The organism is Nostoc sp. LEGE 06077, assembly GCF_015207705.1.
In the GTDB taxonomy this organism is placed as follows: domain Bacteria; phylum Cyanobacteriota; class Cyanobacteriia; order Cyanobacteriales; family Nostocaceae; genus Nostoc_B.
Window position 1 is genome coordinate 165,184 of the sequence record NZ_JADEWI010000009.1, and the last position, 25,651, is coordinate 190,834.

Consider the following 25,651-nt stretch of genomic DNA (forward strand, 5'->3'; position numbering starts at 1 on the left):
AGCTGGCATTACATTGCACTTATATAGCATTTCCCAGTGCGTTGAGGTACAAATTTATCTGCCATCATTTGCATTCATACTTTTCATTAGCTGTTAATTCTTTCTTTGTATACTCACCAATCAGGCATAGCTATATTCTCATGGGTTGCCAGGAATATTTAGTGAAGTATTTTGTAAATTAAAAGGTCGGTCATCTACTACTTATGACGTTGAACTGTGTATGTATAATGTTTATGCTTTTCTTGATGGAGATAATATTGGTGAAAGATTATCGGAACTTTTAAACCAAAACCTGACATTTGAAGCAGAATTTTTATCTGAAAATATTAAGATAGCTATATTTGAAATTGAAAAATATATTAATTCCAAAAAGGATATAAAGATAATAATTGCGGGAGGAGATGATGTTTTAATAAAATACAACTATAGCAAATATGGTGTAGGGATTTTAGAGGAAATTATAGCGATTTTTAAATCGCATACAGGATTGTCAATGAGTTGTGGCGTTGGATTAAGTATTGAGCAGTCAATTATTAATCTTGACACTGCAAAAAAAAAAGGTAGGAATCAAATTGAAAATTCATTACAGTCAATTTTAACTAATAAAATGGCAAAATCTACAACACTCTATTTGTTTGTAACCTCTGACATCCCTGATGTATATGTCAATTCTATTATTTATTGTATAGAAAATGAAAATTATGTATTGAAAGAAGTGTGTTTTTTAAGCATTACTAGAGATAAGGGAAAAAGAGCAGAGCTTGAAACTCAACTTCAGACTATTAAAGATAGAGTGCTAAAGCAGTTAGAACTGCTTCAAAATGGCAAGTACTTACATCAAGACCTTAAAACAAAGAATTGGGATGAGCGAGATATAGATATTCAAAATTATCAAAAACTAAGATATGCTCAGGCAAATTCTTGTGTGTTTAATTTCAGTGTAATTTTATACAAAGATTTAGAAAATACGATTCAAAATTATAAAAATCGGAATGAATTATGTATTTTTGATTTTTCAGGAATAGTCAAATCTTTCATTCTAGATGTATACACAGTTCTGAGGCTTAATAATATGGATGATATTTATACATTTGAAATTACAAGAAAAGGTAGATATTATGATGAAAGGGATCTAATACATAATCTATCTCTTGATCATAATGAATATGAATATAAATCTTTGATGCAAAGTACCTATGTGTCAAAATCTATGATTATAAATTCAACCAATCAAAATTTGAGCTTAGGATATGTTGATACAATCAATAAATTAGTTGAATCTTATGCAGATGAATTTGCTAGGTTTTGGCTAATGATAATTTTCTTAGTAGCTGTAACAGTTTTAGCTATATGTATAGTAATTGTGATTTATGACGGTTGGTCATGGCTAGAGCCTTGGACTTTTGTAGGTTTAGGCCCCGCATTATATGTTTTATCTCTAATAATGAGAATTTTTTGGAAAAAAGAACTGTCTGTCAATCCTGATTTTTTATACAATCGTTTCAAAATATGGAAAGCTAAAAAAATTAAAAGAGATTTAAATATTAAATAAATTTTTAGAATCATTAAGAAAAACCCAGTCGCGGCTTAACCTGCTCCCAACTTGAACCCCGCTTTGGGTTTTGTCGATGTAGTTCTAAGGGTCTATCCAGTTCTTGTTTTTGCTCCTCGCTCAGAGTCACTGCATTACTATCAGTCAAAATGCTGTCCTATAAATCTTCTGCAAGCTGTATTGGCTCAGATATGCTGAGTTCAGAAATATCAACTTTTAAGATGGGGTGCATAGTTATTTGCGATTTATTGACTATTATCTGTACTTTTAAGTCAATTTTTAGCTGGCATTAAAATGAAGCAACTATTACTAGAAACCTTTGTACATCAAGGCTTAGGAACTTCTTTGTCACTTTCTGATCAAGTTAAAATACTGGCGCAAGATTTTGCGACTCGCGCCGCAGTGCATGATAAAGATGGTTCATTTCCTTTTGAGAATTTTACGGCGCTGCATGAAGCGGGACTGTTGGGTTTAACGGTTCCCCTTGATTTGGGTGGACAGGATTTAGGGCTGGCCAGTATTTGTCAAGTTATTGAGGGCATAGCTAGTGGAGATGCTTCTACGGCTTTAGTGTTGACTATGCACTATTTACAACACGCTAAAGCTAATCGTAGCCGTTGCTGGCATCCTGAAGTATACAAGAAAGTTTGTCGGGAAGCGATCGCCAACCCCGCCCTGATCAACGCCGCCCGCGTAGAACCAGAGTTAGGTACACCAGCGAGAGGCGGTTTACCAGCAACAACAGCCCAAAAAACAACGCAAGGTTGGCGCTTAACAGGGCATAAGCAATACACAACAGGTAGTCCAATTCTCAGCTACTTTGTGGTTTGGGCGAAAACAGATGAAGATGAACCCCAAGTGGGGAATTTTTTAGTTCCGCGTGACTTACCTGGGGTGAAAATTGTCGAAACTTGGGATCATCTGGGAATGAGAGCCACAGGTAGCCATGATTTAATTTTAGAAAATGTCTTAATTCCCCATGAATATGCTTTAGATATTCGCCCTGTCTCAGTTAAATCATCACCAGATCCCATAACAGTGGTGTGGAACAGTTTGACATTGAGTGCATTGTATTTGGGAGTTGCCACAGCTGGGCGAGACTGGTTAATAGAATATCTTGGCGATCGCACTCCGTCAAATTTAGGAACACCACTCGCTAGTCTGTCACGTTTCCAAACAGCAGTGGGCGAAATCGAAGCACTGCTGTTTGCTAACCGCACACTAATTTATAACTTGGCGCAAGCAGTTGATAAAGACGAGTCTGGAACCAATGTAGACTTACAAGCACAAGCTGTGAAATTTCTCAGCACAACCAACTCAATTCGTGCTGTAGAAATTGGTTTGGAACTGATTGGTAATCCGGGATTAACCAGAAAAAATCCTTTAGAAAGACATTACCGTGACGTTTTGTGCAGCCGCATTCACACACCACAAAACGATGTAATTTGTCAATCATTGGGGAAAGCCGCACTCAATCTGTAAAAGTGCTGAGTATAAACTGCTGTGAAATAAAACCTCTCTTAAACTTTTTAAGAGAGGTTATTGGTGGAGTTTTATGAAAGAATCGGCGAGTGAGAGTGATCTAAATAGAATTTAAGAGTCAGAATATTGATTCTGGCTTCTGCATTCTTCAATGACTAAACTATTCCTGGGCCTCTACCGCGTTTGTCACCTTCTTCTGTTAATTCGCCTTCTTTATCTTCCTTGACTTCTTCAAGTTCCTCCATCCGTTGTGCGCTATCTTCTGCTACTTCTTGACGCGCATCACCTGGAACTTCGTAATACATTTCTGGTTCCACTGCGTAGTTATTCAATAAACCTTCTTTATCTACAGTGTAACCGTCTGTGGTGTGTAGACTTTCTGAATCGGTTTGATCATCAGTGGGAGCATCTGCTTCTCTTTGCTCTGTGGGTACTGTTTTATATAATTCTCCCTCTCTTTCTTTACGAGCAGCAGTTTCAGCGGGAACAATCCCTCTGTCATACATATCTACCTTTGCTCTTTCAGATGAATCTACTGCTTTTTTAAATTTTTCATTAGCCATAAATTATGTCCTCGAATTTAAAGAAAAGTATTTTGTTCTATAGCTTCGAGAACTAGATTAGGTTGTTGAAGAAAGTATATCTACTATCTTGAGAGGAGATTTAAAGTAAAAAAACTAAATTATCTCTATGTCTGGGGATGTATTTCATCCCAATCGTCTAAAATCAAGCAACAGATATAGCCGCAAGTAGATACTTGTAGACAGTAATGGATGCAATGATCAATGTTATCTGGGTAAATCGATACTTATTTACTATTCTGTTGCTCGTTGTTTACCATGCTGTCGTAACTGCTGCAATAACTTTTCTTGGGACGAATTCAAAGTTGAAAAATCGGAGGTTTGAGTCTGTTTTTCTATACCTTTCACAACGGTAGTTGCAGGATTAATTACGGGTGTTTGTTCAATCGCAACTGGTGTGGGAAATACTACATTTTGTTTGATAGCTGCTACTTTCATAGCATCTAAAGTTGCAGCAAACTGAACTTGCTGCTGCATTTGTTGTGTAGAAGAAACTAAGCCACTTAAACCGTTAACTAATTGCAGAAGATTTTTTCTAAAATTGGGATCACCTGTCAACTCATCTAAATCAGAGGTGATTTTTTGGGTATTTTCAAAAGTGACTCTGGCTGAGTCTAAAGTTTGTTGTAGTAGTAAAGCATTTTTAGGGTCATTTAAAGTTTTTGTCGCATCGCGTAAGTTAGCAGAAGCTTGGGCTGCATTAGCTGAAAGTGCTTCTAAATTTTTAATCACTTCCCCTTGCGTTAAGCGATTAAGTGATGGGGATAAACTGGTGACTGTAGCGCGTAATTGATTACTGGTTTCGGTAATATTATTGAGAGCGCCAACTAAAGAGGAACGATTAGTCGTGACTAAATCATCCAAATTGGTCAGTAAACGATTGGCCTTATTAGCTGTTAAGCCAAATTCCTTAGCTGTGGCACCAAATTGATTAGCAGTTACACTTAATTGATTAGCTGTTTTAGTCGTAGATGCAGTTAGTTCATTTGTGGCGCGTTGTACAGAATTAGCTGTTGCACCAAATGTACTTAGCTGTCCTTGGAAGCCTTTGGTTAACCCTCTAGCATCTTGACTAAGGGCAGCAACGCTAGTAGCGGCGGCGGCGGAACTTTCTAAAAGTCGGTTAACTCTTTGATAAAATTTTGGATCGTTGTACAAAGTAGCTAACTCAGTGCTACTGCGAATCAGGTCATCAACACTAATACCAATTTGACCTTTTAAGCGAGAACCATTGCACACAATTAAGTTTGGATTGCAGCCTTTTTCTAAAGGTTTTGCCTTCACTTCAGTAGCAAGTGATTTTCTTGGTGTAATGTCGATAATACTTTCACTAATTAACCCACTTTGGTTAGCATCAATCCTGACATCACTAGGAATTATTAGATCAGCTGGAGCAATTTCTACTTCTACATCAATAGCATTTGACCTTGGGCGGATTTCTGAAATTTTGCCGACTTTCACGCCACGATAACGGACTGATGCACCTCTTTGCATTCCCCCGGCGTTGGCAAATTCGACAACAAATTTATACGAACTACGTGCGGCGCTAACTCCATTCAACCACAGAATAATCACCCCAAAGGAACCCAGTCCGAGCAAGATTAATAATCCCACTGAACCTTCTCTGAGCGTTCGTCTAGATGTGAAGCGGTTTGTGATAAATTCTCGCATTTGTTCCTCCAACCACCTAACCAACAACCTGAATCGGCCCTTGCACGCTCCCACTCACAAATTGTCTAATTAATGGGTGGTCGGTGCTATCCATGTCATTAACTGTACCTTGCCACTGCACTCTACCTTGGTAGAGAAACACTAGTCTATCAGCTGTCCGGCGAATCGTACTATCTTGGTGGGTAACAATGGCATAAGTACTACAAACTCCGTGCATACTTTGTAAATCACGAATCAAGTCTTCAATAACTGTCGAAGCAATGGGGTCTAGTCCGGCTGTGGGTTCATCATAGAGTAAAACTTCTGGCCCTTCTTTGGGATTTTCGGGGTTGGACATAATCGCACGGGCAAAACTCACCCGTTTTCGCATTCCACCAGAAAGTTCCGAGGGGTAGAGATGACTGATTCCGGGTAAACCAACCATTTCTAATTTTTCTTTGACTAGTGCTTGAATCTGCGATCGCTGTAACTTGGAATTTTGATACAGTAAAAATCCCACGTTCTCGTCCACATTCAAAGAATCAAATAACGCTGCTTGCTGAAATACCATCCCAATACCAATGGGGTCAGCACCATCTTCTATCAACCCTTCGCGCCGGACTCCTTGGACATATATTTCACCCTCATCCGGGTTAGTTAGTCCGGCTATCACTCGCAAAATTGTTGATTTCCCAGTCCCGGAGGGGCCGATAATTCCCAGTGCTTCGCCTCGGTAAATTGTCAAGTCCACATTATCTAAAACCTTATTGTTACCAAAGGACTTAGAAACGCCTTTCAGTTCAATTAGTGGTTCAGTCATTAGTCAAAAGTCAAGGGTCAATGAATGGTCAATAGAATCATGAACTCATCACTCTCAACTCAGCACTCAGCACTCAGCACTCAGCACTGCAAAAATGATGTCATAGTTATCGGTAGCGGTATTGGTGGGTTATGTGCTGCGGCGTTACTCGCACGTTATGGCAAGCGGGTAATTGTCTGTGAAAGCCATACAATTGCCGGTGGTGCAGCCCATAGCTTTAAACGACGAGGATTTGAATTTGATTCTGGCCCCTCTTTTTATTGTGGACTCACAGGAACCCATAGTTTGAACCCGGTAAAACAAGTTCTTGATGTTCTAGGGGAATCCCTTCAAGTTATACCCTATGATCCTTTAGGACACTACCATTTTCCTGAAGCGAGTATTGCAATTTACAGCAATTTTCAAAGATTGCATCAGGAGTTACAAAGAATTACACCCCAAGGTGCAACAGAGTTTCAGAATTTTGTCACCCGCTTGTTAGGCTTGTATGAGGGGATGAAAGATATACCCACCTTGGCTTTACGGGCTGATTGGCAGGTAATTTTTGTGTTACTGAATTATGTGCGATCGCTGGCTAAAATGTTACCGTATTTGCCTTTGGTGCAGTCTTCGGCTGGCGCTGTTATGGATGCCACAGTGAAAGACACTTGGATACGCAGACTCATCGATGTAGAATGCTTTTTGCTGTCTGGCTTAAAGGCACATGGCACAATTGCCCCAGAAGTCGCTTTTATGTTGGGTGAACGGGGGCGTGGTGTAGAGTACCCAGTTGGGGGAAGCGCCGCAATTGTCAATGCTTTAGTGCGTGGTTTAGAACGCTGGGGTGGTAAGTTACGCTTAGGCTGTCACGTTGAACAAATTTTGGTGGAATCTGGCAAAGCTGTAGGTGTGCGGTTAAAAAACGGGGAAATTCTGTCAGCACCGATTGTTATTTCCAACGCCACAATTTGGGATACTTACAATCAACTATTGCGTCCTGAAGATTTACCAGCAACTTACCGCCAAACTGCACTACATACACCCACAGTTGATAGTTTCATCCATTTACATTTGGGTATTCGTGGCAATGGCTTAGAAAATTTAACAGGACATCATGTTGTAGTTCACGACTCTGATCAAGATATCACCACACCCGGTAATACGTGCATGATTTCCATTCCTAGCGTATGGGATACAACTCTCGCACCAGAGGGACATCATGTAGTTCATGCTTACACCCTGGAACCGTTTGCTGGCTGGGAACGAAATGATAGTTATGAAGCCAAGAAAATAGAGAAAGCCCAAACTTTATATCGCGCCTTAGGGCGAATTATCCCAAATATTCGAGAACGTGTAGTGTTAGAACTTATCGGGACACCGTTAACTCACGCCCATTATTTACGAAGATATCAAGGAACCTATGGCCCGTCTATTGCTGCGGGTAAGGGGATGTTTCCGAGTACACACACGCCAATTTCCGGTTTATATCGTGTCGGTGATAGTACTATGCCGGGAATTGGTGTACCAGCAGTCGCCGCTTCTGGTATTTTATGTGCAAATAGTTTAGTGGAGCGATCGCAAACAGCAGAGTTATTAAAAAATTTACAGATTTAACTTTATAACTGACAAATTGCTTTGAGAACCTGCAATAATTCAATTGCTCGCATAGATTCCATAAAATTTAACAACGGCAGTAGTTGATATACTGGCGGGTTTCCTTGTTCTATATAGACAAATTGATAACTTCTACCATTAGTAGTTAAACCCCAAGCTGATTTTTGATTATCTAAACCTTTATAAGCATAAGTTAGTAATTGAGGTAATCCAGTAAATATATCAACTTGACTATTTTTAGATTCAATTAATAGCAGCCAGAAATATGCTTGAGGTTTTGTATTTTTGGCTTTACTAACAGCTAAAATATCAAATCTGCCTTTAATTATTGTGTCTTCATCTTCTATTGCAATATCAGCAATATTCTCTTCTAAAACAATCTCTATGGGATAGCGATAAAAGCCAGCTAATCGCAGTAAAGGCGCAACTGCAAGAAACTTGACTTGCCCTTCGGAAACTTTACCTGTATTTAGATATCTATCAAAATCATTTTGAATCTGCTTTAGTTCTTGCTGTTCTTCTTGGCTCAGAGGTTCTAAAGATAATAGGTTAGAAAATGAATCATTGTACTGCTTTTGAAAGCCAAACAAACGATGAACTTCTTCTAAAGATAAATTACGTGCGTTAAGTAATGTCATTGATTTATAATTTTGCAAGTAATTATTTAATTATATAATTTGCCAAAACCTAAATCGCTCATTACTCTAAAACAGCGATCGCAATAATACTACTGATGAGTATGTGTGTTTTAGTACATAGCTTGATTAAACATGAGAGAGCGATCGCGCATCAAGTTATTGCGAAAATTTCTGACTCACAATCACCCAAGTCTGTCAACATACAGAAGCAAGGCTACGAAAACTCTCTCGCTCTGTTACCATTTCTTATAATTTCCCTTTAACTGGGGAAAATAGAGAACAGCGATCGCCTTAACATTATGGAGGAGTGAAATGGGATTGAGCGACAAACTTTTAAACTCAGACAAAAGAGCAATGGTTGTTGATGACTGTTGCAAACTGTTAGAAACACAACTCACTTCTAAGTCAGGAATTAGCGGTCTTGGACTCAAAGCTGCTTATTCAGCCCTGAAAGGAGTTAAGCCAGGGTATATCGCCTACGCCGTTGAGCAACTTTTACCAGACTGCTTTACAGCCCTTGATCCAATGTGGAATGAAGGCGTACAAAATGGTGATCCAGTGGCGCACCTTGCTACAAATAAATCTCGCACAGCAGACGCACTATTGAGCATTACTGATGCCAGAGCGAAGAAGGTGTCACGGCCAATTGTGCGGGGAACTTATGAAAAACTTAGAGGTTCAGTTAAACCCTATATAGAAGAGGCTATACCAGATTTTGCTAAGGTAATTAATAAGTACGCTTAAATCTAGTGCTGAGTTGTAAGTGCTGAGTGCTGTAAAGCCCTGCGGGCATGGCTGCGCTTAGAGCGGTAGCGGGGCGTTTAGCCCGTGCTGAGTGCTGAGTAAAGAATTGGCTATCTAGAAATAGGGAAGGATGGGGTGTAAAAGCATAAACTATAAAAACTCTTACACCCCTACACCCTTACACCCTTTTACAACTGTCTGACTACTGGCTGACCGTCTATAACTTCGCCAACTAAAACGACATCTGCACAGTTGACGAAAATACCGTTTTCTAACACACCAGGAATGTTATTGAGGATTTTTTCTAAATTCACTGGGTCGTCGATAGAGTCAAATCTGACATCAAGAACAAAGTTACCTTGGTCGGTGATGACTGGCCCGGCTTTTTTAATACCCATACGCAGTTCTGGTTTACCGCCCAGTTGCTTAATGGCATTGGTAACAGGAGTAATTGCCATTGGGATAACTTCTACGGGGACTGCAAACACAGAGCCTAAGCGGTCAACTAACTTACCACTGTCTACCACAACAATGAATTGACTGGCTAAGTAATCTACTACTTTTTCGCGGGTATGTGCTGCACCGCCGCCTTTAATCAAATTCTTTTGGGGGTCAACTTCATCTGCGCCATCAATGGCGATATCGATGTGGTCAACAGCATCCAAAGTGGTGAGAGGTACACCATATTCCTTGGCTAATACTTCTGATTGAAAAGAAGTAGGAATACCCACAATATCTTTAAGTTCACCAGATTTGAGGCGATCGCCTAAATACTGAATTGTATAAGCTGTTGTTGAACCCGTACCTAAACCGACAATTGAACCTGATTTTACTAGTAGGGCGGCGGCTTTACCAACCTCTTGCTTCATCAACTTTACAGGATCTGTTGCGGTCATTCCCAAAACTCCACAAAAACTGACTATAGTCCATCTTAGAAGGCAGATGACCCCCATTCGCTTTTTTCTAGTGCTGAGTGCTGAGTTTAAATTCAACCTATAAGATTAGAAAGATTGAAGAATCAGACTTCATATTTCACACTTAATACTTCTATGCGCTTAATTTTGTACAGTAAACCCGGTTGTCATTTGTGCGAGGGCTTACAGGAAAAATTAGAACAAATTTTAGCAACCCAAAATCTGGCTATAGAGTTAGAGATTCGTGACATTACAACTCGTGAAGATTGGTTACTGGCTTATGAATATGAAGTCCCAGTGCTGGTTTTAGCCAATTCCCCAGGTTTAGAGGCTTTTGAACAACCTTTACCACGTCCTTCTCCCCGTGCTAGTGTCCAGCAAATTCAGCAAATGTTGTGTAAGTATTTATCCAATATCAAAAAAAATGATGCAGAATAAGCGCAAGATAAGCGTGTGGCGAGGTTCACAAGATGAAATTGCGGGAATTACTAGCAGTAGTAGGAAATGTGGCACAATTGCCGAATAATCCTGATTTAGCAGATGCGGAAGTTAAGGGTTTAAAAACCAACTCCCATGCTTGCGGTGAGGGAGATTTATTTATTGGAATGCCAGGAACACGGGTAGATGGTGGAGAATTTTGGCCAAGTGCGATCGCCTCTGGTGCGATCGCGGCGATTGTTTCTGCCGAAGCTGCCGAAAAAAATCCTCCCACGCCGGAGGCTGTAGTGATTAGTGCTAGTGATATGAATCAAGCTTGCGCGCAAATAGCAGCGGCTTTTTACGATTATCCCGGACAAAAACTCAAATTAGTGGGTGTGACTGGCACTAACGGTAAAACTACCACGACTCACCTGATTGAATTTCTCCTGAATAAAGCTCATCTTGCTACGGCTTTGATGGGGACTTTATACACTCGCTGGCCGGGTTTTGTGCAGACTGCTATTCACACTACGCCTTTTGCGGTGGAACTACAACAGCAGTTAGCAGCAGCCGTCAATGCTGGTTGTGAGTTTGGCGCAATGGAAGTCAGTTCCCACGCATTAGCGCAAGGCCGAGTTTTGGGTTGTCCATTTGAGGTGGGAGTATTTACCAATCTCACCCAAGACCATCTGGACTATCACAGCGATATGGAGGACTATTTTGCAGCGAAGGCGTTGTTATTTAGCCCCGAATATCTCAAAGGTAAGGCCATCATGAACGCTGATGACCCCTACGGTAAACAATTAATCGCCCGATTACCATCAGAACAAGTGTGGAGTTACAGTGTCAGCGATCGCCATACTGATTTGTGGATGAGCGATTTAAATTATCAGCCCAACGGTGTCAGCGGTGTTTTACATACACCCAAGGGTGAAGTAGCCTTTCGTTCACCATTGGTTGGTCAATATAATTTAGAAAATGTTTTAGCTGCGGTGGGTGCAGTTCTCCACTTAGGACTAGATTTAGAGTTAATCGCCGCTGCAATTAGTGATTTTCCTGGTGTTCCGGGACGGATGGAACGAGTGCAAATTGAGCCAAACCAAGAAATCAGCGTGATTGTGGATTATGCCCATACCCCCGATAGCTTAGAAAACTTACTCAAAGCTGCACGTCCATTTATTCCGGGTAAGATGATTTGTGTATTTGGTTGTGGTGGCGATCGCGATCGCACTAAACGCCCAAAAATGGGTAAAATCGCCGCAGAGTTGGCAGATGTGGCCGTTGTCACTTCCGACAATCCCCGCACCGAAGACCCCGAAAAAATTCTGCAAGATGTTTTAGCCGGAATCCCCGACACTTTGCAACCGACTGTAATTTGCGATCGGGCTACGGCCATTCGTACCGCAATTTTACAAGCTCAACCCGGTGATGGAGTACTGTTAGCGGGTAAAGGTCATGAAGATTATCAAATTTTGGGTACAGAAAAAATCCACTTTGATGACCGAGAACACGCACGAGACGCTTTACAGGCAAGAATAAAGGGTGAAATATGAAGTCTGAAGTATGTAGACGCTTTTAGCAGCTTGCCGCAGGCTAGTCTGAAGTATGAAATTGTGAATCAGGTTTCTCGGCTTGTCCAAAACCATAATGTTAGAATCATCAACAAAATTGCCAGGATTTCACCGTCTAATTCACATTAGCTATGGTTTCATCCTTGATCCTTCATACTTCATACTTTCTTCCTCTTTCATCCCCGTTTATAACTTAATGTATTTTACGTAGTTTTTTTGTAACAATCACATACATGAAATTGACAATCAATGACATAATTATTTCTTCCTTGTTGTGCTTGACTCATGAATGATTCTCTGCGTAAGGAGCTATCCATCTATCAGCTGGCTTTGGGAGTGGACACACCACCTCAACCATTGCCAAGCAATCCTGCAAGTTTGTTATCGCTGCTGAGGTCGCAAATCGATTTATTGATTGAGCAGCAAATTACGGCAACTTTTTGGGTTAAGTTACCACCAGGAAAAATTTGGCACGCAGAATTAAGGCGTTATCAATCTGCGATGAGTGCAGCTGGAGTTATTAATATTTGCCGAATAGAGAAAATAAATGGTGGGGAAGAAGCAAAAGTTACAGGTGAAACAACCCCAACTCCGCCAAATTGTGTACAACTACTATCAAACTATCAACTACGGCGAGAATACTTTTTTATAGTATCCTCGCCACAATTTTGTAGTTTAATTGTGGCGCGGCGACCAAGGAAAAGAAATCAAAACCGCCCCTCTAATAAAGCTAAGAGTAGTAAGATTCCCTCTTTGCTGACTGTGATGACAATGGAAGGCAGAATAATTCAGCAAGTTTTAGATGCTCTCAAACAGGTGGCTGCACCGGAGTCATCTGAAGTTTTTCCGGCTGAGTTGATTTACCCAAGTACAATCGAACCGGCACTCATCAGTCAACTCCTAGCAAAACAACTCCAACGCCAAAATTCCATTCATCGTCAAATTGCCAATAAACGCATTAGCAAATTGCAAGTCCAAAATCAAAAGTTGCAAAACAAAGAGCAACTGAAAGATGATTATTTAAGTAGTGTGTGTCAAGAACTGCGGACACCTTTAACACACATGAAAACAGCACTGTCGCTATTAAATTCCCCCACCATAAAACCGCCGCAGCGCCAACGTTATTTACAAATGCTGAATACTCAGTGCGATCGCCAGAGTATACTCATCACTGGTCTATTAGATCTTGTGAATCTAGAGCATAATCTAGAAGCCACAAGTCTAGAATTAGTGCGTCTAGCGGATATTGTCCCTGGAGTAGTCAGCACCTACCAGCCTGTAGCGCAAGAAAAAGGGATCATGCTGGCCTACACCGTACCCACAGAACTACCAGATGTTTGGTGTGTCACTGGTGGATTGAGACAGATAGTGATTAATCTGCTACATAACTGCATTAAATTTACCCCCAAAGGTGGGCAAGTGTGGGTGCGATCGCGTGTTCAAGGAGACCATGTACAGTTAGAATTCCGTGATACAGGTATTGGCATTGCGGAAACCGAAATTAGCAAAATTTTTGACTGCTTTTATCGCGTGCGTTCAGGAACCACTGAGGACTTGAGTGGTGCTGGATTAGGCTTAACTATTGTTAAACGGTTATTGTGGCGCTGTGGAGGTTCGATTTCTGTCAGAAGTAAACTAGATGAAGGATCTACTTTTACAGTCCAGTTAGTCACTAATCGCAACAAAATCCCGTTTAAATAATTTTCATGACTAAAGCAAAGTCTACTCATACATTACGTCGGGGAAGAATATTCCCAGAAATTCAATGGACGGAAGAACAAAAAGCTCAATGGAATGCTGAACGAGAAGCATTCAAACAACGTTCCCAAGTTATTTTTAAGCAGGTACAACCAGAATTAATTAGAACCCATTACAACTGGTATATGGCAGTTGAGCCAGAAAGTGAAGAATATTTTTTGCATGAGGATATTTTATTAGTCGCACAAATAGCACATCAAAAATACCCAAATGCTAGGTTGCACGTTTTCCGCATCAATGAAACTGGGGTGTGCGGCAGAATATGATTTTGGGCAACTTCGGTGATGAGGATGAATTATTTTTTGAAATAGATTTGATAGCTGCTGATGGTTTGGAAGTACCAGTAGATGCACTTTTTGATACAGGATTTTCCTGGTGGTTAGCAATTAATAACCAGGATTTAGAAGCACTTGGTTGGATATATCTAGAACAGCAAACAATGCTGACAGCCCAAGGAGAAGCAGAATTTGATATTTATCTAGGAAAAGTGCGAATTGATGGCGAATATTTTGATATTCCTGTTCATGTAGGACAAGGATTACTCGAAATTTTACTGGGTCGCCAGTGGTTAAAAAATCGTAAATTAGTAGTGGATATGCCATCTCAAGTGTTAACGCTGGAATAATCGTAGTGATAAAAATTTGTGGATGATTACACAATAAGTTTAGTTACTGTGGATACTCATGAGAGACAAATGGGATGTCCACGATTTCCCCGTCAACTTCTCCAACTTTTACCTTTAAGCCCACACCGCCAGCTTTGGTGCGGATGTAACCAAGTCCAAAGTAACCTTCACTGGTTTCGGTATAACTGGTAAGTTTACCAATTTTTTCTTCTCCAAGGGCGATCGCACTACCAACTTCCACTGGGGCGCTGAGGCGAATTCCCCACAGGTTTTGTTTGACTCCTTTATAGGTATTTAACCGCGCAATGGTTTCTTGCCCAATGTAACAACCTTTACTTAAAGAAATAGTTTGCCATAAACCCACCTCTAGGGGATTGTAATCGTCTGTTAGTTCTGCGTCGGGGGTTGGTCTTCCTTGAATAATGCGTAACGTATCCCAAGCGCGATCGCTTAATTCTACAGCCCCCAATTCTAAAATTTGTTGCCACACTTTTTGTTTGTCGGTAGCTGGCAAAATTAGGGTATATCCAGGCGAAGCCAAGCCACTACCTACAGCCACAATCAAACCACCATCAACTAATAAATGATTTTTGGATGGTTTACCAATAATTGCCCCAGCACCTAATTTTTCTATAATGGCATCACTATTTGGGCCAATCAGGCTAAAGGTTGCTGTTTCTTCTGTGACATCGGTTAACTGCACCTTATCAGCAAAAAAGATGTAGCGATCTAGCCATTGCATTAAAAAATCTCGACGGTTGGGCGAAACTAGCAGCAGTACCGCATCATCAAGAATGTATGCACTTACTAAGTCAATTGTGCGGGCAGTGGATGTGACCATCACCGTATCACAGCCTTGCCCTGGTTGAAGAATTTGAAAATCGTTAGTAGTTTGATTGTGTAAAAAGCGGATGCGGTCGTCATCTGCAACGCGGATGCGTCCCCAAAAAGAGCGATCGCACACAGCCACTCCTTCTCTTGCGGCTTGGATAGCTGCTGCGTCTTTACCGTCAATTGTTGATGTTGGCATGGTAGTGAAGAGTTGCTCTGTTTCAAAGTTTACGCACTGGAAATCTTAGCAAATCCAGGTTTACCGCTTCAATGTAGTTTAGAACTAGATCGCCCTCTTCATCATCCAAAATACGCCACTTCCATGAATGGGGCAAAGAAAGGACTAATGAAAACCTCAAGCGGAGAATGTGCCATTTGCCCACACCCCAGCTTTCTTTACAATTCGTTACAAAAATTGGTTCACAATTACGACTACCACCTTAACCAGATTTTGTACCCCTAGTAGTGGTGAACTAATCAAAAAATTTATTGAAAAAAATAACTAAAAATTAAAAATCAATTGACAACAACTTTTCTCACCAGTATGTAATTGGTCATATATTTAGTATTAACGTCTAGATTGCTGCAAAAGGTGCATTTTTTGGCTATTTTACAACCAAAAATTCTCTAAAAATCAATATTATGTGTTATTGAATTTACTAATCAAATAGCCAATTTTGCGGTGATTTTCAAGGCAGGATTTTCTACATTAAAAATTTTCCGTATTTTTATTTACCAAATTCTGCTGAAATTTACAGAATCTTCAGAAAGAAAAATTTAGAAAACTCTGATTTAGTAGCTAAAGTTTTGTTAAGATGCAATTGCTAGGGATTTTTCAACGGGAACCATAGTCAGCGTGTTGAAAAATAACTACTACTAGCCAAACAGAGTTCAAAGGTGACGCAATGACCACCTATATTTTCTTTGATGATGCCCTTCGGATGCTTACTAACGCCTATTTGTTATCAGCAGTCCTGTTAATCGCAGCTTCTGGTATAGGATTGGCAGTGATAGAAACAATTGAAAAAACAGGAGAACGCTAACTTAAAGCCTGAAGGTGGACTACTTGCCAAAAAACACCAAATACGAGTAGGTGTTCGCCGTAAAGAAATCCTGGGAACACTAGATTTTGAAAGTCTCACAGCGTTGCAGAACTACTTGCAAGTTCAGAACATACAGGTAACTGTACGCTACTGAGACCCAAATCCAGGAGCAAAAACCATGAATTTAGTAGACACAATCCTGGGCAAAGAAAGCCAAGCCCCAGAGATATTGACATCAGCCGAAGCTTTTGCTGCTATTGCTTTGGTCGCAGTTACATCAGATGATTTGCTTTCGGAACAGCAAGCGCGTAGTATCTCTTCTGTATTGTCACGACTCAAGCTTTTTAGCAGTTATTCCGAAGATTTCATAAATCAACTGTTAGAAAAAAACCTAAATATTCTTCGCCGTGATGGTTTTAATGCTTTATTTAATGCAGCTAAAGCATCTTTATCACCAGAACTCCGAGAAGTAGCTTTTGCTGTCGCTGCTGATTTAGTAATGACAGAAAGCATAGTCACTGAAGAAGAAAAAAATTTTTTAACCGACTTGTACCAAGCTTTAGATATTCCTTGTGATAGCGCCATCAAGATTTTACAAGTTTTAATGGTCAAAAATCAGAGCTAATGAGTTTCAAATAGTCCAACTCATCTAATATATTTTGTGATTTTCTCTAACTTGACTTGCTTCAAGATAGATTTGGCTGCTTAGAAATCAATAAATTTCTTTCATTTATTGTGGGCGCTGACATCTTGCACCAGCTAGTTTATGGCAATTAAAGTCAGGTGGGCAATGGTGAAAATTTTATCACAGGCTGACTTTTACGTTGTGGAATGGTGCAAGATAAGATTTGACGTTCTCAAAATGTCCTAATGACTCTGCGCTGGCTAATGTAATTTGCATTCTAGAAGGTTCGCTTTTGATGTATAGTAATGCATTAGTCTATAGTCATCTATAGTTATAGAATTTATCTAAATACTCCAGTATGCCGATAGGCAATAGTGGCTTATTGTGCCAAATTTGAGTATACTTTTTTTAACAGTTAATTATTAATTTTTCTGTCATGGCGATCCTATTACTAGAAGATGGTAGAGTCGAGAGCGATTTAAGTGAGATAGTGCGTGAACTTGCTCTTGTTGGTGTGTATCTCAAGCACTATGACCCAGGAACATCGCTGCTTTTCGCCAATCTCCTAGAACAGGATGTTTTAAATGCTTTAGAGAAAGACTACATTGTTGAATTGCATAACAGCGTGTTTGAATTTCTTCAACAAGAAAATGGTTCTCTCTGGTGTGATTTGTTGAATGTGCATCCAGGGGTGCCGAATCTTCAGATGTTGCTGGATACATATAGCCGTTACCATACTCATACAGCAGCGGAACCACTGTATGTATTAGCGGGAGAAATGATTTTTGGCTTTGTTAGACCAGATGGTAGCCAAATACAGCTTTTAGTTCAATCTCAAGACTATATTTCTATCCCCCCAGGTGTGGAGCATTGGTGTAGTCTGACAGCAGCGTTAAAATTTAAAGCTGTGCGCTACTTTCCCTCAGCGGAGGGTTGGGTTCCCAATTACACAGGTACTCAACTAAGCGATTCTCTGAACAAGTAGTCAGCTACAACACATCTAAATAATTACAGAATGAACCGTAAAGGTCGTTTTTAGTCATTTGCATTGGCAAAAAATCAGGGACAAGTGACTAATGATCGTCTCAAAACGGCATAATATCATTCATAAATAGGCGATCGCAATTTTTTAAATACCTATGGCTGTTAAAGTTGGAGATATTGCTCCTGATTTCACCTTACCTGCTCAAAATGGTGCAACAGTTAGCTTAAAAGACTACCGTGGTCAAAAAGCTGTTGTCCTGTACTTTTATCCCAAAGATGATACACCTGGATGCACCGCCGAATCTTGTGCTTTCCGTGACCAATATGAAGTGTTTAAAGATGCTGGTGCGGAGGTGATTGGTGTCAGTGGTGACTCTAGCGAATCTCACCAGAAATTTGCCGCAAAATATAATTTACCGTTCGTTCTGTTGAGTGACAAAGGCGACCAAGTACGTAAGCAATATGGTGCAACTGCGGCTTTTGGTTTGTTTCCTGGTCGGGTAACTTATGTTATTGATCAACAGGGAGTGGTGCAGTATGTCTTTGATTCGATGTTGAACTTTCAAGGACACGTTACAGAAGCGCTGAAAACTTTGCAAACTCTCAGTAAGTGAGTGCTAAGTGCTAAAGTGCTGAGTGCTGTACACTGAGCGCAGTCGAAGTGTACAGCAAGTACTATGGTCAATACCCCGCCCACAAGGGGCGGTCTTTTAACTCAGAACTCAGCACTTTCAACTCAGCACTCTTCATTTAACCGAGTGTGATTTCTCCTGCATAATAATGTTGTTGTGGACTGCCTTACCGTTACCGTTTTTGCCGTTGGTATGACCGTTATTATTACGCGGTTGAATTACGCCGTAACCGCCGTGGTTGCGTTCGTAAATCACATTAATTTCTCCAGTTTCGGAATTGCGGAACATATAAAAGTCGTGTCCCACTAATTGTAATTGTTCCAATGCTTCTTCCAGAGTCATTGGTGGCATGGAGAAATATTTTGTCCTGACGACTTCGCTAGGTAATTCGGGAGTGCGATCGCCAATTAAATCTGGTACAACTGGTTCTGGTACAACTACTTCGGTTGTAGATTGAGCATGAGTTTTCTTATCTTGCCGCCTTTCTTTATATTTGCGTAATTGACGAGCAATTTTATCTGCGACTAAATCAATGCTGGCGTATAAGTTTTCGCTGCTTTCCTCGGCACGGATGACACTACCATTTGCAAAGATAGTGACTTCAGCTGCTTGTTTTGGGTTAATTCGGGGATTGCGAGCTACGCTTAGGTGGACATCCACTTCATTTGTAATGTTCTGAAAGTGACTAACCGCTTTTTCTATCTTTTGATGCACGTAATCCCTAATTGCTTCGGTGATTTCAATATTTTTGCCGTGGATGACAAGCTTCATGTAAAATCTCCCGCTCTATATGTGATGTGTGATGTGAGTTTGTTTTGTGAGAAAGGAAGTTGCGGTAAGGTCTATGACTCTCGCCAAAACAAGTTTTGTTGTAGTTTGATGTACTGTTGAGTTTGCTCTAAATTTACTGCTTTCAATTTTCACGCGTTCCCTTGATTTATATCGTCACTGGATATCTGCGCTTTTATCTTAATTCTTAGAGTCATCAGCCAGTTCATTCTTTCCTCTTGTTTTGGCGTGATGCTTATTGCAGAGAATTCCTCCTAAGACCGTTGCGGTTATTTATATATTCAAACTAGCACTTTGTATTTTCTGTAGCAGGTTCCCTTGATGTTCCTTTAAAATCCTTTGCATAGCTTGACAATTATTTTGTGCAACTATCTAACTTGCAATATATTTCATTATTCTTTCAGTTGATTTTTGGCATGATCCGTAGTAATAGACCGCTTCTAAACCGCTGTTTGTTATATAACAAAAAATTGATGTCTTACACAGATGCACACGCATGGCAGCGATCGCTTGTTTCTGAGCGTGTTCAAAACCCCAGCCTCGATGATGTGCTAATCTTGCTAGAACATCCCCCTGTTTATACTTTGGGACAAGGAGCAACACCAGAATTTCTCAAGTTCGACATGGAACAAAGTAATTTTGAAGTTCATAGAGTTGAGCGCGGCGGCGAAGTGACTTATCATTGTCCCGGTCAACTGGTGGGGTATCCCATTTTAAATCTGCAACGTCATTGTCAAGATTTGCATTGGTACTTGCGTCAACTGGAAGAAGTGATGATTCGGGTGTTAGCAATTTATGGCTTGACAGGCGATCGCCTGACTGGTTTGACTGGTGTATGGTTAGAAAATCGCAAAGTTGCAGCGATCGGCATTAAAGTTAGCCGTTGGATTACCATGCACGGTTTTGCGTTAAACGTTTGTCCTGATATGACAGGCTTTCAATATATTGTTCCTTGCGGTATCGCAGATAAACCAGTCGCCAGTTTAGCAGAGTGGATTCCTGGTATTACTTGCGAAGAGGTGCGTCCTTATGTTGTGCAATGTTTTGCAGATGTATTTGGTGTTGATGTTGTGGAATCAACCCCATAATTGCAATTTAATATTTTTTTCTGGTGGTAGTTGATTTTGTTGGAAATACTACTTAGTATCTTCAATCTGACTGAGTTATATATCTAACCACGTTAGAATATTGTAGTTTACTGACCAAAAGAGACATTTGTTACAGAACTCAACTCAAATTTTGCGTGTGAACTCCTTAATGAATCTCCAGATATATGCTCCTGCATTCAATTCCCTCAGACAGCGCGACTGGAAAGCGTTGATAGAATTGTTTGACAGGGAAGACTTTGATGAAATTGAAGCTGACATCAACAGGAGTTTACACTTAATGACACCTGAACCGTGTTGGGAAGATGATCCGTTTGATTTTTTGCGGGAATATCTTTAAGAGTGCTGAGTGCTGAGTTCTGAGTGAAAAATTATAAATCATTCCTCTGTACCCCTCACCTCTGAACCCATATAGCTTACTTAGCACTTAGGCGGCTGAGGAAAGTACGCAGGCGATCGCTTTGGGGATTTGTGATCACTTCGTAAGCTGCGCCTTGTTCGGCGACAACACCTTTATCCATAAATATCACTCGATGAGCAACTTCTTTGGCAAATTGCATTTCATGGGTGACGACTACCATTGTCATTCCCTCGGCGGCTAATTGTTGCATCACTTGTAAAACTTCACCGACAAGTTCAGGATCTAAGGCGCTGGTAGGTTCATCAAATAGCATAATCTGGGGATTCATACATAAGCTACGAGCGATCGCTACTCTTTGCTTTTGTCCACCAGATAGTTGTTCGGGATAAGCCGAGGCTTTATCAAACAAACCAACTTTTTCTAAATATAACCCTGCGAGTTGGGCGCTTTCTTTGGCAGTTTTGCCTAAAACCTTACGTGGCGCAAGGGTGAGGTTTTCCAAAACGCTGAGGTGGGGAAACAAATTGAATTGTTGAAAAACCATTCCCACTTGGGTTCGCAGTTGGCGTAGTTGTTGAGTCTGGAAATTCGATTGAGATAATTCCATCCCGTTAACTACCAAAGAACCGTGATCAATTCTTTCTAAACGGTTGAAGCATCGCAGTAAGGTACTTTTCCCACAACCAGAAGCACCAATCACCGCCACAACTTCCCCTGACTGAATTTCGCCAGTGATTCCTTTGAGAACTTTGAGGGAACCAAAGTTTTTTTCAATATTTGCAAATTTAATCGCACAGTTAGAATTTTTCACTATTCCCTGTTTCCTGAGCGAAGGGTATGGTCAAACATTCTGTTGCATATACATATAAGATTACTTCTATTTATGGTAATATTCTGACGAATAAAATTTAGAAGTTATAAAAAATACTTAAATTTATCGATTAAGCACAGGTATGTGACTGGAAATTTCTCGATTTTTTTGAAGAGCGATCGCCATGTATAAAATCCTCGATAAACTTAATTTTTTAGGAAAATCAGCGGTCATTACAACCGGATTAGTTTGCTTGAGTGGAACTTGGCTTTACTCTCATGGTGTAGCTAACGCCGCTAGTATTGTGCCTGCTTATCAAGATATTCTGCAGATTAATAATGTTAGTGGTGATTTCTTTAACACCACACCTAGTCGCATCACTCAATTAGCATTTGGCCCTGATCAACGACTTTATGCAAGTACAACCAACGCGGATGTATGGAGTTTTGCCTACAACAAAAAAACGGGATTACTCAGCGATCGCCAAACTGCTACAACTATTGGTGGTCTGGGAATTGGTTTTGAGGGAAATCAGATGTATCTGAGTGCCAACAATAGATTGGTGCGACTTAGTGATAGCAATAATAATGGTTTATGGGGTGAATCTGGAGAAACTAATGTCAATATTGTTGAAGGCATTCCTTTCGGAGATCATTCCGCTAATCAAATTCAAATTCACAATCATACACTTTACTTAGGAATTGGGACTCGCACTATTGATGGACGTAATCGGCTGTTTGGTGAAGATAATTTTGGCGAGACTTCCTATGGTGGGACAATTTCTTGGATTCAAGATTTAACCAGGGTTCCTGACTTACCCAATGCGGCGCAGTTGCGAGATGAAGCTGGTCAACTATTACAAGATACCGCCTTTTTTACCTCTAGCGCCCCTTATTCTTCCACAGCAACAGATAAACTAATTGTGCATTCGGCTGGTGCGAGAAATCCATTTGGGTTGGGATTAGATGGGGATGGTAACTTATGGTTTACGAATAACTATGGTCGCGCAGATTCTAATGGAGATGGAACAAGCACTGCTCATCCCCAAGATGCGCTTGATGCAGATTTCAGTAATGATGTTCATGACCAATTATTCAAAGCTGAACTGAAAGCTGACTATGGTTATGTTAACGACAACTGGCGCAACAATCCTGACGCAATTGCATCGGGGTTCTTTGATGCCAATAATCTTGTGAGGTCGACAACATTTGATAATCTGTACACTGATGCCTATACACTTCACGATCCACAAAACCCTGATGGTTTGGGGCCTTCTTCCTCGGCTGATGGGATTGCTTTTTATTTAGGCGATCGATTACCATCTGAGTTTCAAGGTCAGGCTTTTATTGCTCGTTGGAACCGAGGCCCTATCACCGAAACTGATAGAGAAAATTCACTAAGTTATGGTGATGTTGTTCTGGTTGATCCTGAAACTGGTGAAGTTACTCAAGTTGCTGATGGATTTAGAAATCCTTTGGCTATCCTGGCAGACTCTGAAGGTATTTTTGTTGCTGATTTTAACGGCGGAATCCAACGAATTTCAGCTAAGGTAGCAAATCCGCCTGTTCCAGAAACTCCCTTTGGCGCAGGTACATTATTGTTAATTGTCGGTATGGGTTGGATATTTAAACAAAAATCCCATCACTCCAAAAACTCTGTTTAAATATCATCAATCACTATCGAACCTAAATTACTAAGTTTCACCAAGCTATATAATTTTTGTCCGGTGCTAAAAATTTTTCACAAACCGCAGAAGGACATGAATAAAATAGCTAGGTTAAATTTAATGGTTTGGTGGCGCTGGTTGTTGGTGGTTAGTGTGAGTTGTATCTTACTAACTGGCTGTAGTGTGAATGATAGCATTGGTAAAACTCTGCGGGTAGCAACTGAACCAGCGTTTCCACCCTTTGAGTTTCAAGGCGCAGGGGGAAAATTGCAAGGTTTTTCCTATGATTTGATGAATGCGATCGCCTCTGCTGCTAATTTTAAAGTAAGTTTTCAAAGCATCCCTTTTGATGGGATTATTCCCGCAGTCCAAGCTAAAACCATCGATGCGGCGATTAGTTCGATCACCATTACCGAGGAACGCGCCAAGACAGTAGATTTTTCCCGTCCTTATTTTAAAGCCGGGTTGGCGATCGCAGTTCGTAACAACAATCAAGATATCACTAGTTTAGATAGTCTCAAAAATAAAAAACTAGCCGTCCAAATTGGGACAACTGGCGCAGAAAAAGCCAAAAGTATTCCCGGTGTGCAGATTCGCAGTTTTGATTCTGCACCTTTAGCTTTGCAAGAATTACTCAATGGGAATGTGGATGCAGTCATTAATGATGCACCTGTGACGTTATATGCCATTAATACAGGTAACTTGCAAGGGATTAAAGTTATTCAACAATTACTCACAGAAGAATATTATGGAATTGCTACAGCGAAAAATTCGCCTAATTTAACACTGATTAATGATGGTTTAGATAAAATACTCAAGAATGGCGCGTATTCCAAAATCTACAAAAAATGGTTTAAAGCTGAACCACCTACATTACCAGCTAAGTCTCCCTTTGCAAATCAGGCTAATGGAAATAAAGCTAATATATTCACATCATTAAATGTAATTTGGCGAGCTTTTCCCCTACTGTTGCAAGGTGCATTTGTTACTCTGCAAATAACAATTATTTCGGTAATTCTAGGGTTAGTTAGCGGTTCCTTAATTGGGATTGTCCGCCTTTCTCAGATTAAACCTGTGCGTTGGTTAGCAAGAGCATATATAGATTTTTTTCGCGGTACACCTTTGCTGGTACAAATTTTTATGATTTATTTTGGGATACCAGCACTAGTGCAACAACTTGGTTTTACCTTTAGCTTTAATCCCTTTGTGGCTGGAGTACTCGCTTTAACTTTGAATAGCGCCGCCTATATTGCCGAAATTGTCCGCGCGGGGATTCAATCAATTGAACCGGGACAAACTGAAGCCGCAGAATCACTTGGTTTAAGTGCAACAGAAACTATGGGCTATGTAATTTTTCCCCAAGCTTTCCGGCGGATGATTCCACCTTTGGGTAATGAATTTATTAGCTTATTAAAAGATACCAGTTTGGTTTCAGTGATTGGTTTTGAAGAATTGCTACGTAAAGGACAACTCATTATCGCCAGTAACTATCGCGCCTTTGAAGTTTACGCTGCTATAGCCTTGGTTTATTTATGTTTAACACTGCTTTCTTCCCAAGCATTTAGCAAGTTAGAAGTGTGGATGAATCCGGTTAGACAGCAGAGGAAAATATGATCATGATTAAACATTGCTAAAAATAGATAGAGCGATCGCATCTCAGCTATAGTATTCATCAACAAGGTGCGATCGCTCATATAGCAAGAGTAAAGCATCAGTCAGCTTGGCTCTGATTTGACTGACTACTTTGAGCTACCTGTCTAACTTGTTCGATATCTAAACTCAACGCTACTGCTATTTGTTCTATAGTTGCGCCTAAACTCAACATAAAAGGAACCGCTTCTAATTTACCTTCTAATTTACCTTCTAACTTACCTTCTAACTTGCCTTCTTCTTTCGCTTCCTGATATACCTTAGTTTGTTTCAACTCATTTAAACCCAACATTTGTTCTATCTCCTCCCGACTCATTTGGGGAAATTTGTAGATAATAATCGTCTCTATTAATTGTAGAATTTCTCGCTGACTGAATTCATCGGCTAATTGTTGTTTAGCAAGTTCAATTAACTCTCTGGCTTTTCTTGCAGATGTTGATTCTGGCTCGACTACTAATTTTACTGTCTCAACGCCAATAGATGCTTCTATCGAGTCTAATTCATCAAGATAAATACACTTTACCCTTTCACTGGTGAGTAATTCAATATATCTTTCTCTGGCGGCTATATCAATACTCCGGCTTGGATAAACTATAACACCACGCCAGTTATTAGGTAATTCAGTTTTATCGAGGTAAAGAAATATTTCCGTAAAAAAGCGGGAATAGAATTTTCTATAGAACTCTTGCATAAATATTTTCTGGTATAATGAAGGGTTATTTTCTTTTAGGTTAGAGAAGTTAAAATAGCCACAATTTACAAAGTTTCTAATATTAACTATTGCTGGAGAATCTTTACCTAAAAA

Annotated in this window: 26 protein-coding genes and 1 pseudogene; 17 read left to right on the top strand and 10 right to left on the bottom strand. The window is 40.2% G+C overall.

Annotated elements, in window-relative coordinates; all coding sequences use genetic code 11:
* The first annotated feature begins 220 nt into the window (after positions 1 to 220).
* The gene (locus tag IQ244_RS09275; protein ID WP_193892517.1) at positions 221 to 1,552 is read left to right on the top strand and encodes a mCpol domain-containing protein; all 1,332 of its coding nucleotides are present in this window, start codon (positions 221 to 223) and stop codon (positions 1,550 to 1,552) included.
* A gap of 13 nt (positions 1,553 to 1,565) precedes the next feature.
* On the opposite strand, the pseudogene IQ244_RS09280 reads toward IQ244_RS09275, so the two are convergent.
* Positions 1,566 to 1,784: pseudogene (locus IQ244_RS09280) on the bottom strand (addiction module protein).
* A gap of 62 nt (positions 1,785 to 1,846) precedes the next feature.
* Here IQ244_RS09280 and IQ244_RS09285 point away from each other — a divergent pair.
* Positions 1,847 to 3,034: an acyl-CoA dehydrogenase family protein gene (locus tag IQ244_RS09285; protein ID WP_193892520.1), complete on the top strand. Its 1,188-nt coding sequence runs from the start codon at positions 1,847 to 1,849 to the stop codon at positions 3,032 to 3,034.
* Between the two features lie 155 nt (positions 3,035 to 3,189).
* On the opposite strand, the gene IQ244_RS09290 is transcribed toward IQ244_RS09285, so the two are convergent.
* The 3 genes from IQ244_RS09290 to IQ244_RS09300 form a co-directional block, all read right to left on the bottom strand.
* Positions 3,190 to 3,597, bottom strand: coding sequence for a hypothetical protein (locus IQ244_RS09290; protein WP_193892523.1), 408 nt, complete (start codon positions 3,595 to 3,597; stop codon positions 3,190 to 3,192).
* 252 nt (positions 3,598 to 3,849) lie between these two features.
* Entirely contained in the window at positions 3,850 to 5,286 is a 1,437-nt protein-coding gene (locus IQ244_RS09295) for an MlaD family protein (RefSeq protein WP_193892538.1), read from the bottom strand.
* Between the two features lie 16 nt (positions 5,287 to 5,302).
* The gene (locus tag IQ244_RS09300) at positions 5,303 to 6,085 is read right to left on the bottom strand and encodes an ABC transporter ATP-binding protein (protein ID WP_193892542.1); all 783 of its coding nucleotides are present in this window, start codon (positions 6,083 to 6,085) and stop codon (positions 5,303 to 5,305) included.
* A 39-nt stretch (positions 6,086 to 6,124) separates the two neighbouring features.
* Here IQ244_RS09300 and IQ244_RS09305 point away from each other — a divergent pair, with 39 nt between their 5' ends.
* The gene (locus IQ244_RS09305; RefSeq protein WP_193892545.1) at positions 6,125 to 7,678 is read left to right on the top strand and encodes a phytoene desaturase family protein; all 1,554 of its coding nucleotides are present in this window, start codon (positions 6,125 to 6,127) and stop codon (positions 7,676 to 7,678) included.
* Between the two features lie 2 nt (positions 7,679 to 7,680).
* Here the strand turns inward: IQ244_RS09305 and IQ244_RS09310 are convergent, their stop codons facing one another.
* Complete coding sequence (locus IQ244_RS09310) at positions 7,681 to 8,316, bottom strand: restriction endonuclease subunit R (RefSeq protein WP_193892547.1); 636 nt, start codon at positions 8,314 to 8,316, stop codon at positions 7,681 to 7,683.
* A gap of 312 nt (positions 8,317 to 8,628) precedes the next feature.
* Between IQ244_RS09310 and IQ244_RS09315 the strand changes: the two genes are divergently transcribed.
* Positions 8,629 to 9,060: a DUF6918 family protein gene (locus tag IQ244_RS09315; RefSeq protein WP_193892550.1), complete on the top strand. Its 432-nt coding sequence runs from the start codon at positions 8,629 to 8,631 to the stop codon at positions 9,058 to 9,060.
* Between the two features lie 188 nt (positions 9,061 to 9,248).
* On the opposite strand, the gene rpiA is transcribed toward IQ244_RS09315, so the two are convergent.
* Positions 9,249 to 9,956 (bottom strand): ribose-5-phosphate isomerase RpiA, encoded by a 708-nt coding sequence (gene rpiA / locus IQ244_RS09320; protein WP_096580028.1) that lies wholly within the window; start codon positions 9,954 to 9,956, stop codon positions 9,249 to 9,251.
* Between the two features lie 153 nt (positions 9,957 to 10,109).
* Between rpiA and IQ244_RS09325 the strand changes: the two genes are divergently transcribed.
* The 5 genes from IQ244_RS09325 (at position 10,110) to IQ244_RS09345 (ending at position 14,348) form a co-directional block, all read left to right on the top strand.
* Positions 10,110 to 10,412, top strand: a complete 303-nt coding sequence (locus IQ244_RS09325) for a glutaredoxin family protein (protein ID WP_193892553.1) — start codon at positions 10,110 to 10,112, stop codon at positions 10,410 to 10,412.
* Between the two features lie 32 nt (positions 10,413 to 10,444).
* A complete protein-coding gene (locus IQ244_RS09330) occupies positions 10,445 to 11,947 on the top strand; it encodes a UDP-N-acetylmuramoyl-L-alanyl-D-glutamate--2,6-diaminopimelate ligase (RefSeq protein WP_193892556.1) in 1,503 nt (500 codons plus the stop codon).
* A 303-nt stretch (positions 11,948 to 12,250) separates the two neighbouring features.
* A complete protein-coding gene (locus IQ244_RS09335) occupies positions 12,251 to 13,666 on the top strand; it encodes a DICT sensory domain-containing protein (protein ID WP_193892559.1) in 1,416 nt (471 codons plus the stop codon).
* A gap of 5 nt (positions 13,667 to 13,671) precedes the next feature.
* Complete coding sequence (locus tag IQ244_RS09340; protein ID WP_193892562.1) at positions 13,672 to 13,989, top strand: hypothetical protein; 318 nt, start codon at positions 13,672 to 13,674, stop codon at positions 13,987 to 13,989.
* The gene (locus IQ244_RS09345; protein WP_193892565.1) at positions 13,986 to 14,348 is read left to right on the top strand and encodes an aspartyl protease; all 363 of its coding nucleotides are present in this window, start codon (positions 13,986 to 13,988) and stop codon (positions 14,346 to 14,348) included. The genes IQ244_RS09340 and IQ244_RS09345 overlap by 4 nt, the downstream gene beginning before the upstream one ends.
* Positions 14,349 to 14,391: 43 nt before the next feature.
* Here the strand turns inward: IQ244_RS09345 and IQ244_RS09350 are convergent, their stop codons facing one another.
* On the bottom strand, positions 14,392 to 15,378 hold the full coding sequence (locus IQ244_RS09350) for a YgfZ/GcvT domain-containing protein (protein WP_193892568.1): 987 nt from the start codon (positions 15,376 to 15,378) through the stop codon (positions 14,392 to 14,394).
* A 706-nt stretch (positions 15,379 to 16,084) separates the two neighbouring features.
* Here IQ244_RS09350 and IQ244_RS09355 point away from each other — a divergent pair.
* The 4 genes from IQ244_RS09355 (at position 16,085) to IQ244_RS09370 (ending at position 18,445) form a co-directional block, all read left to right on the top strand.
* Positions 16,085 to 16,222, top strand: coding sequence for a hypothetical protein (locus tag IQ244_RS09355; RefSeq protein WP_062294792.1), 138 nt, complete (start codon positions 16,085 to 16,087; stop codon positions 16,220 to 16,222).
* A 178-nt stretch (positions 16,223 to 16,400) separates the two neighbouring features.
* Positions 16,401 to 16,847, top strand: coding sequence for a tellurite resistance TerB family protein (locus IQ244_RS09360; protein ID WP_193892571.1), 447 nt, complete (start codon positions 16,401 to 16,403; stop codon positions 16,845 to 16,847).
* A 436-nt stretch (positions 16,848 to 17,283) separates the two neighbouring features.
* Positions 17,284 to 17,832 carry a 1,2-dihydroxy-3-keto-5-methylthiopentene dioxygenase gene (locus IQ244_RS09365; RefSeq protein ID WP_193892574.1) on the top strand — a complete coding sequence of 183 codons (549 nt, stop codon included), beginning with the start codon at positions 17,284 to 17,286 and terminating at the stop codon, positions 17,830 to 17,832.
* Between the two features lie 154 nt (positions 17,833 to 17,986).
* Positions 17,987 to 18,445: a peroxiredoxin gene (locus IQ244_RS09370; RefSeq protein WP_193892578.1), complete on the top strand. Its 459-nt coding sequence runs from the start codon at positions 17,987 to 17,989 to the stop codon at positions 18,443 to 18,445.
* A gap of 132 nt (positions 18,446 to 18,577) precedes the next feature.
* On the opposite strand, the gene hpf is transcribed toward IQ244_RS09370, so the two are convergent.
* Positions 18,578 to 19,234: a ribosome hibernation-promoting factor, HPF/YfiA family gene (gene hpf / locus IQ244_RS09375; RefSeq protein WP_193892581.1), complete on the bottom strand. Its 657-nt coding sequence runs from the start codon at positions 19,232 to 19,234 to the stop codon at positions 18,578 to 18,580.
* A 434-nt stretch (positions 19,235 to 19,668) separates the two neighbouring features.
* Here hpf and lipB point away from each other — a divergent pair, with 434 nt between their 5' ends.
* Together lipB and IQ244_RS09385 are read left to right on the top strand one after the other, a co-directional pair.
* Positions 19,669 to 20,340 (top strand): lipoyl(octanoyl) transferase LipB, encoded by a 672-nt coding sequence (lipB, locus tag IQ244_RS09380; protein ID WP_193892616.1) that lies wholly within the window; start codon positions 19,669 to 19,671, stop codon positions 20,338 to 20,340.
* Between the two features lie 169 nt (positions 20,341 to 20,509).
* A complete protein-coding gene (locus IQ244_RS09385) occupies positions 20,510 to 20,698 on the top strand; it encodes a hypothetical protein (RefSeq protein ID WP_193892584.1) in 189 nt (62 codons plus the stop codon).
* 76 nt (positions 20,699 to 20,774) lie between these two features.
* Here IQ244_RS09385 and IQ244_RS09390 read toward each other — a convergent pair whose 3' ends face one another.
* On the bottom strand, positions 20,775 to 21,530 hold the full coding sequence (locus IQ244_RS09390) for an amino acid ABC transporter ATP-binding protein (RefSeq protein ID WP_193892587.1): 756 nt from the start codon (positions 21,528 to 21,530) through the stop codon (positions 20,775 to 20,777).
* A 184-nt stretch (positions 21,531 to 21,714) separates the two neighbouring features.
* Between IQ244_RS09390 and IQ244_RS09395 the strand changes: the two genes are divergently transcribed.
* Positions 21,715 to 23,193 carry a hypothetical protein gene (locus tag IQ244_RS09395; RefSeq protein ID WP_193892590.1) on the top strand — a complete coding sequence of 493 codons (1,479 nt, stop codon included), beginning with the start codon at positions 21,715 to 21,717 and terminating at the stop codon, positions 23,191 to 23,193.
* Between the two features lie 123 nt (positions 23,194 to 23,316).
* A complete protein-coding gene (locus IQ244_RS09400; protein ID WP_416209767.1) occupies positions 23,317 to 24,810 on the top strand; it encodes an ABC transporter permease subunit in 1,494 nt (497 codons plus the stop codon).
* A gap of 97 nt (positions 24,811 to 24,907) precedes the next feature.
* Here the strand turns inward: IQ244_RS09400 and IQ244_RS09405 are convergent.
* Positions 24,908 to 25,651, bottom strand: a 744-nt coding sequence (locus IQ244_RS09405; protein ID WP_228058820.1) for an Rpn family recombination-promoting nuclease/putative transposase, incomplete at its 5' end; no start/stop codon positions are given.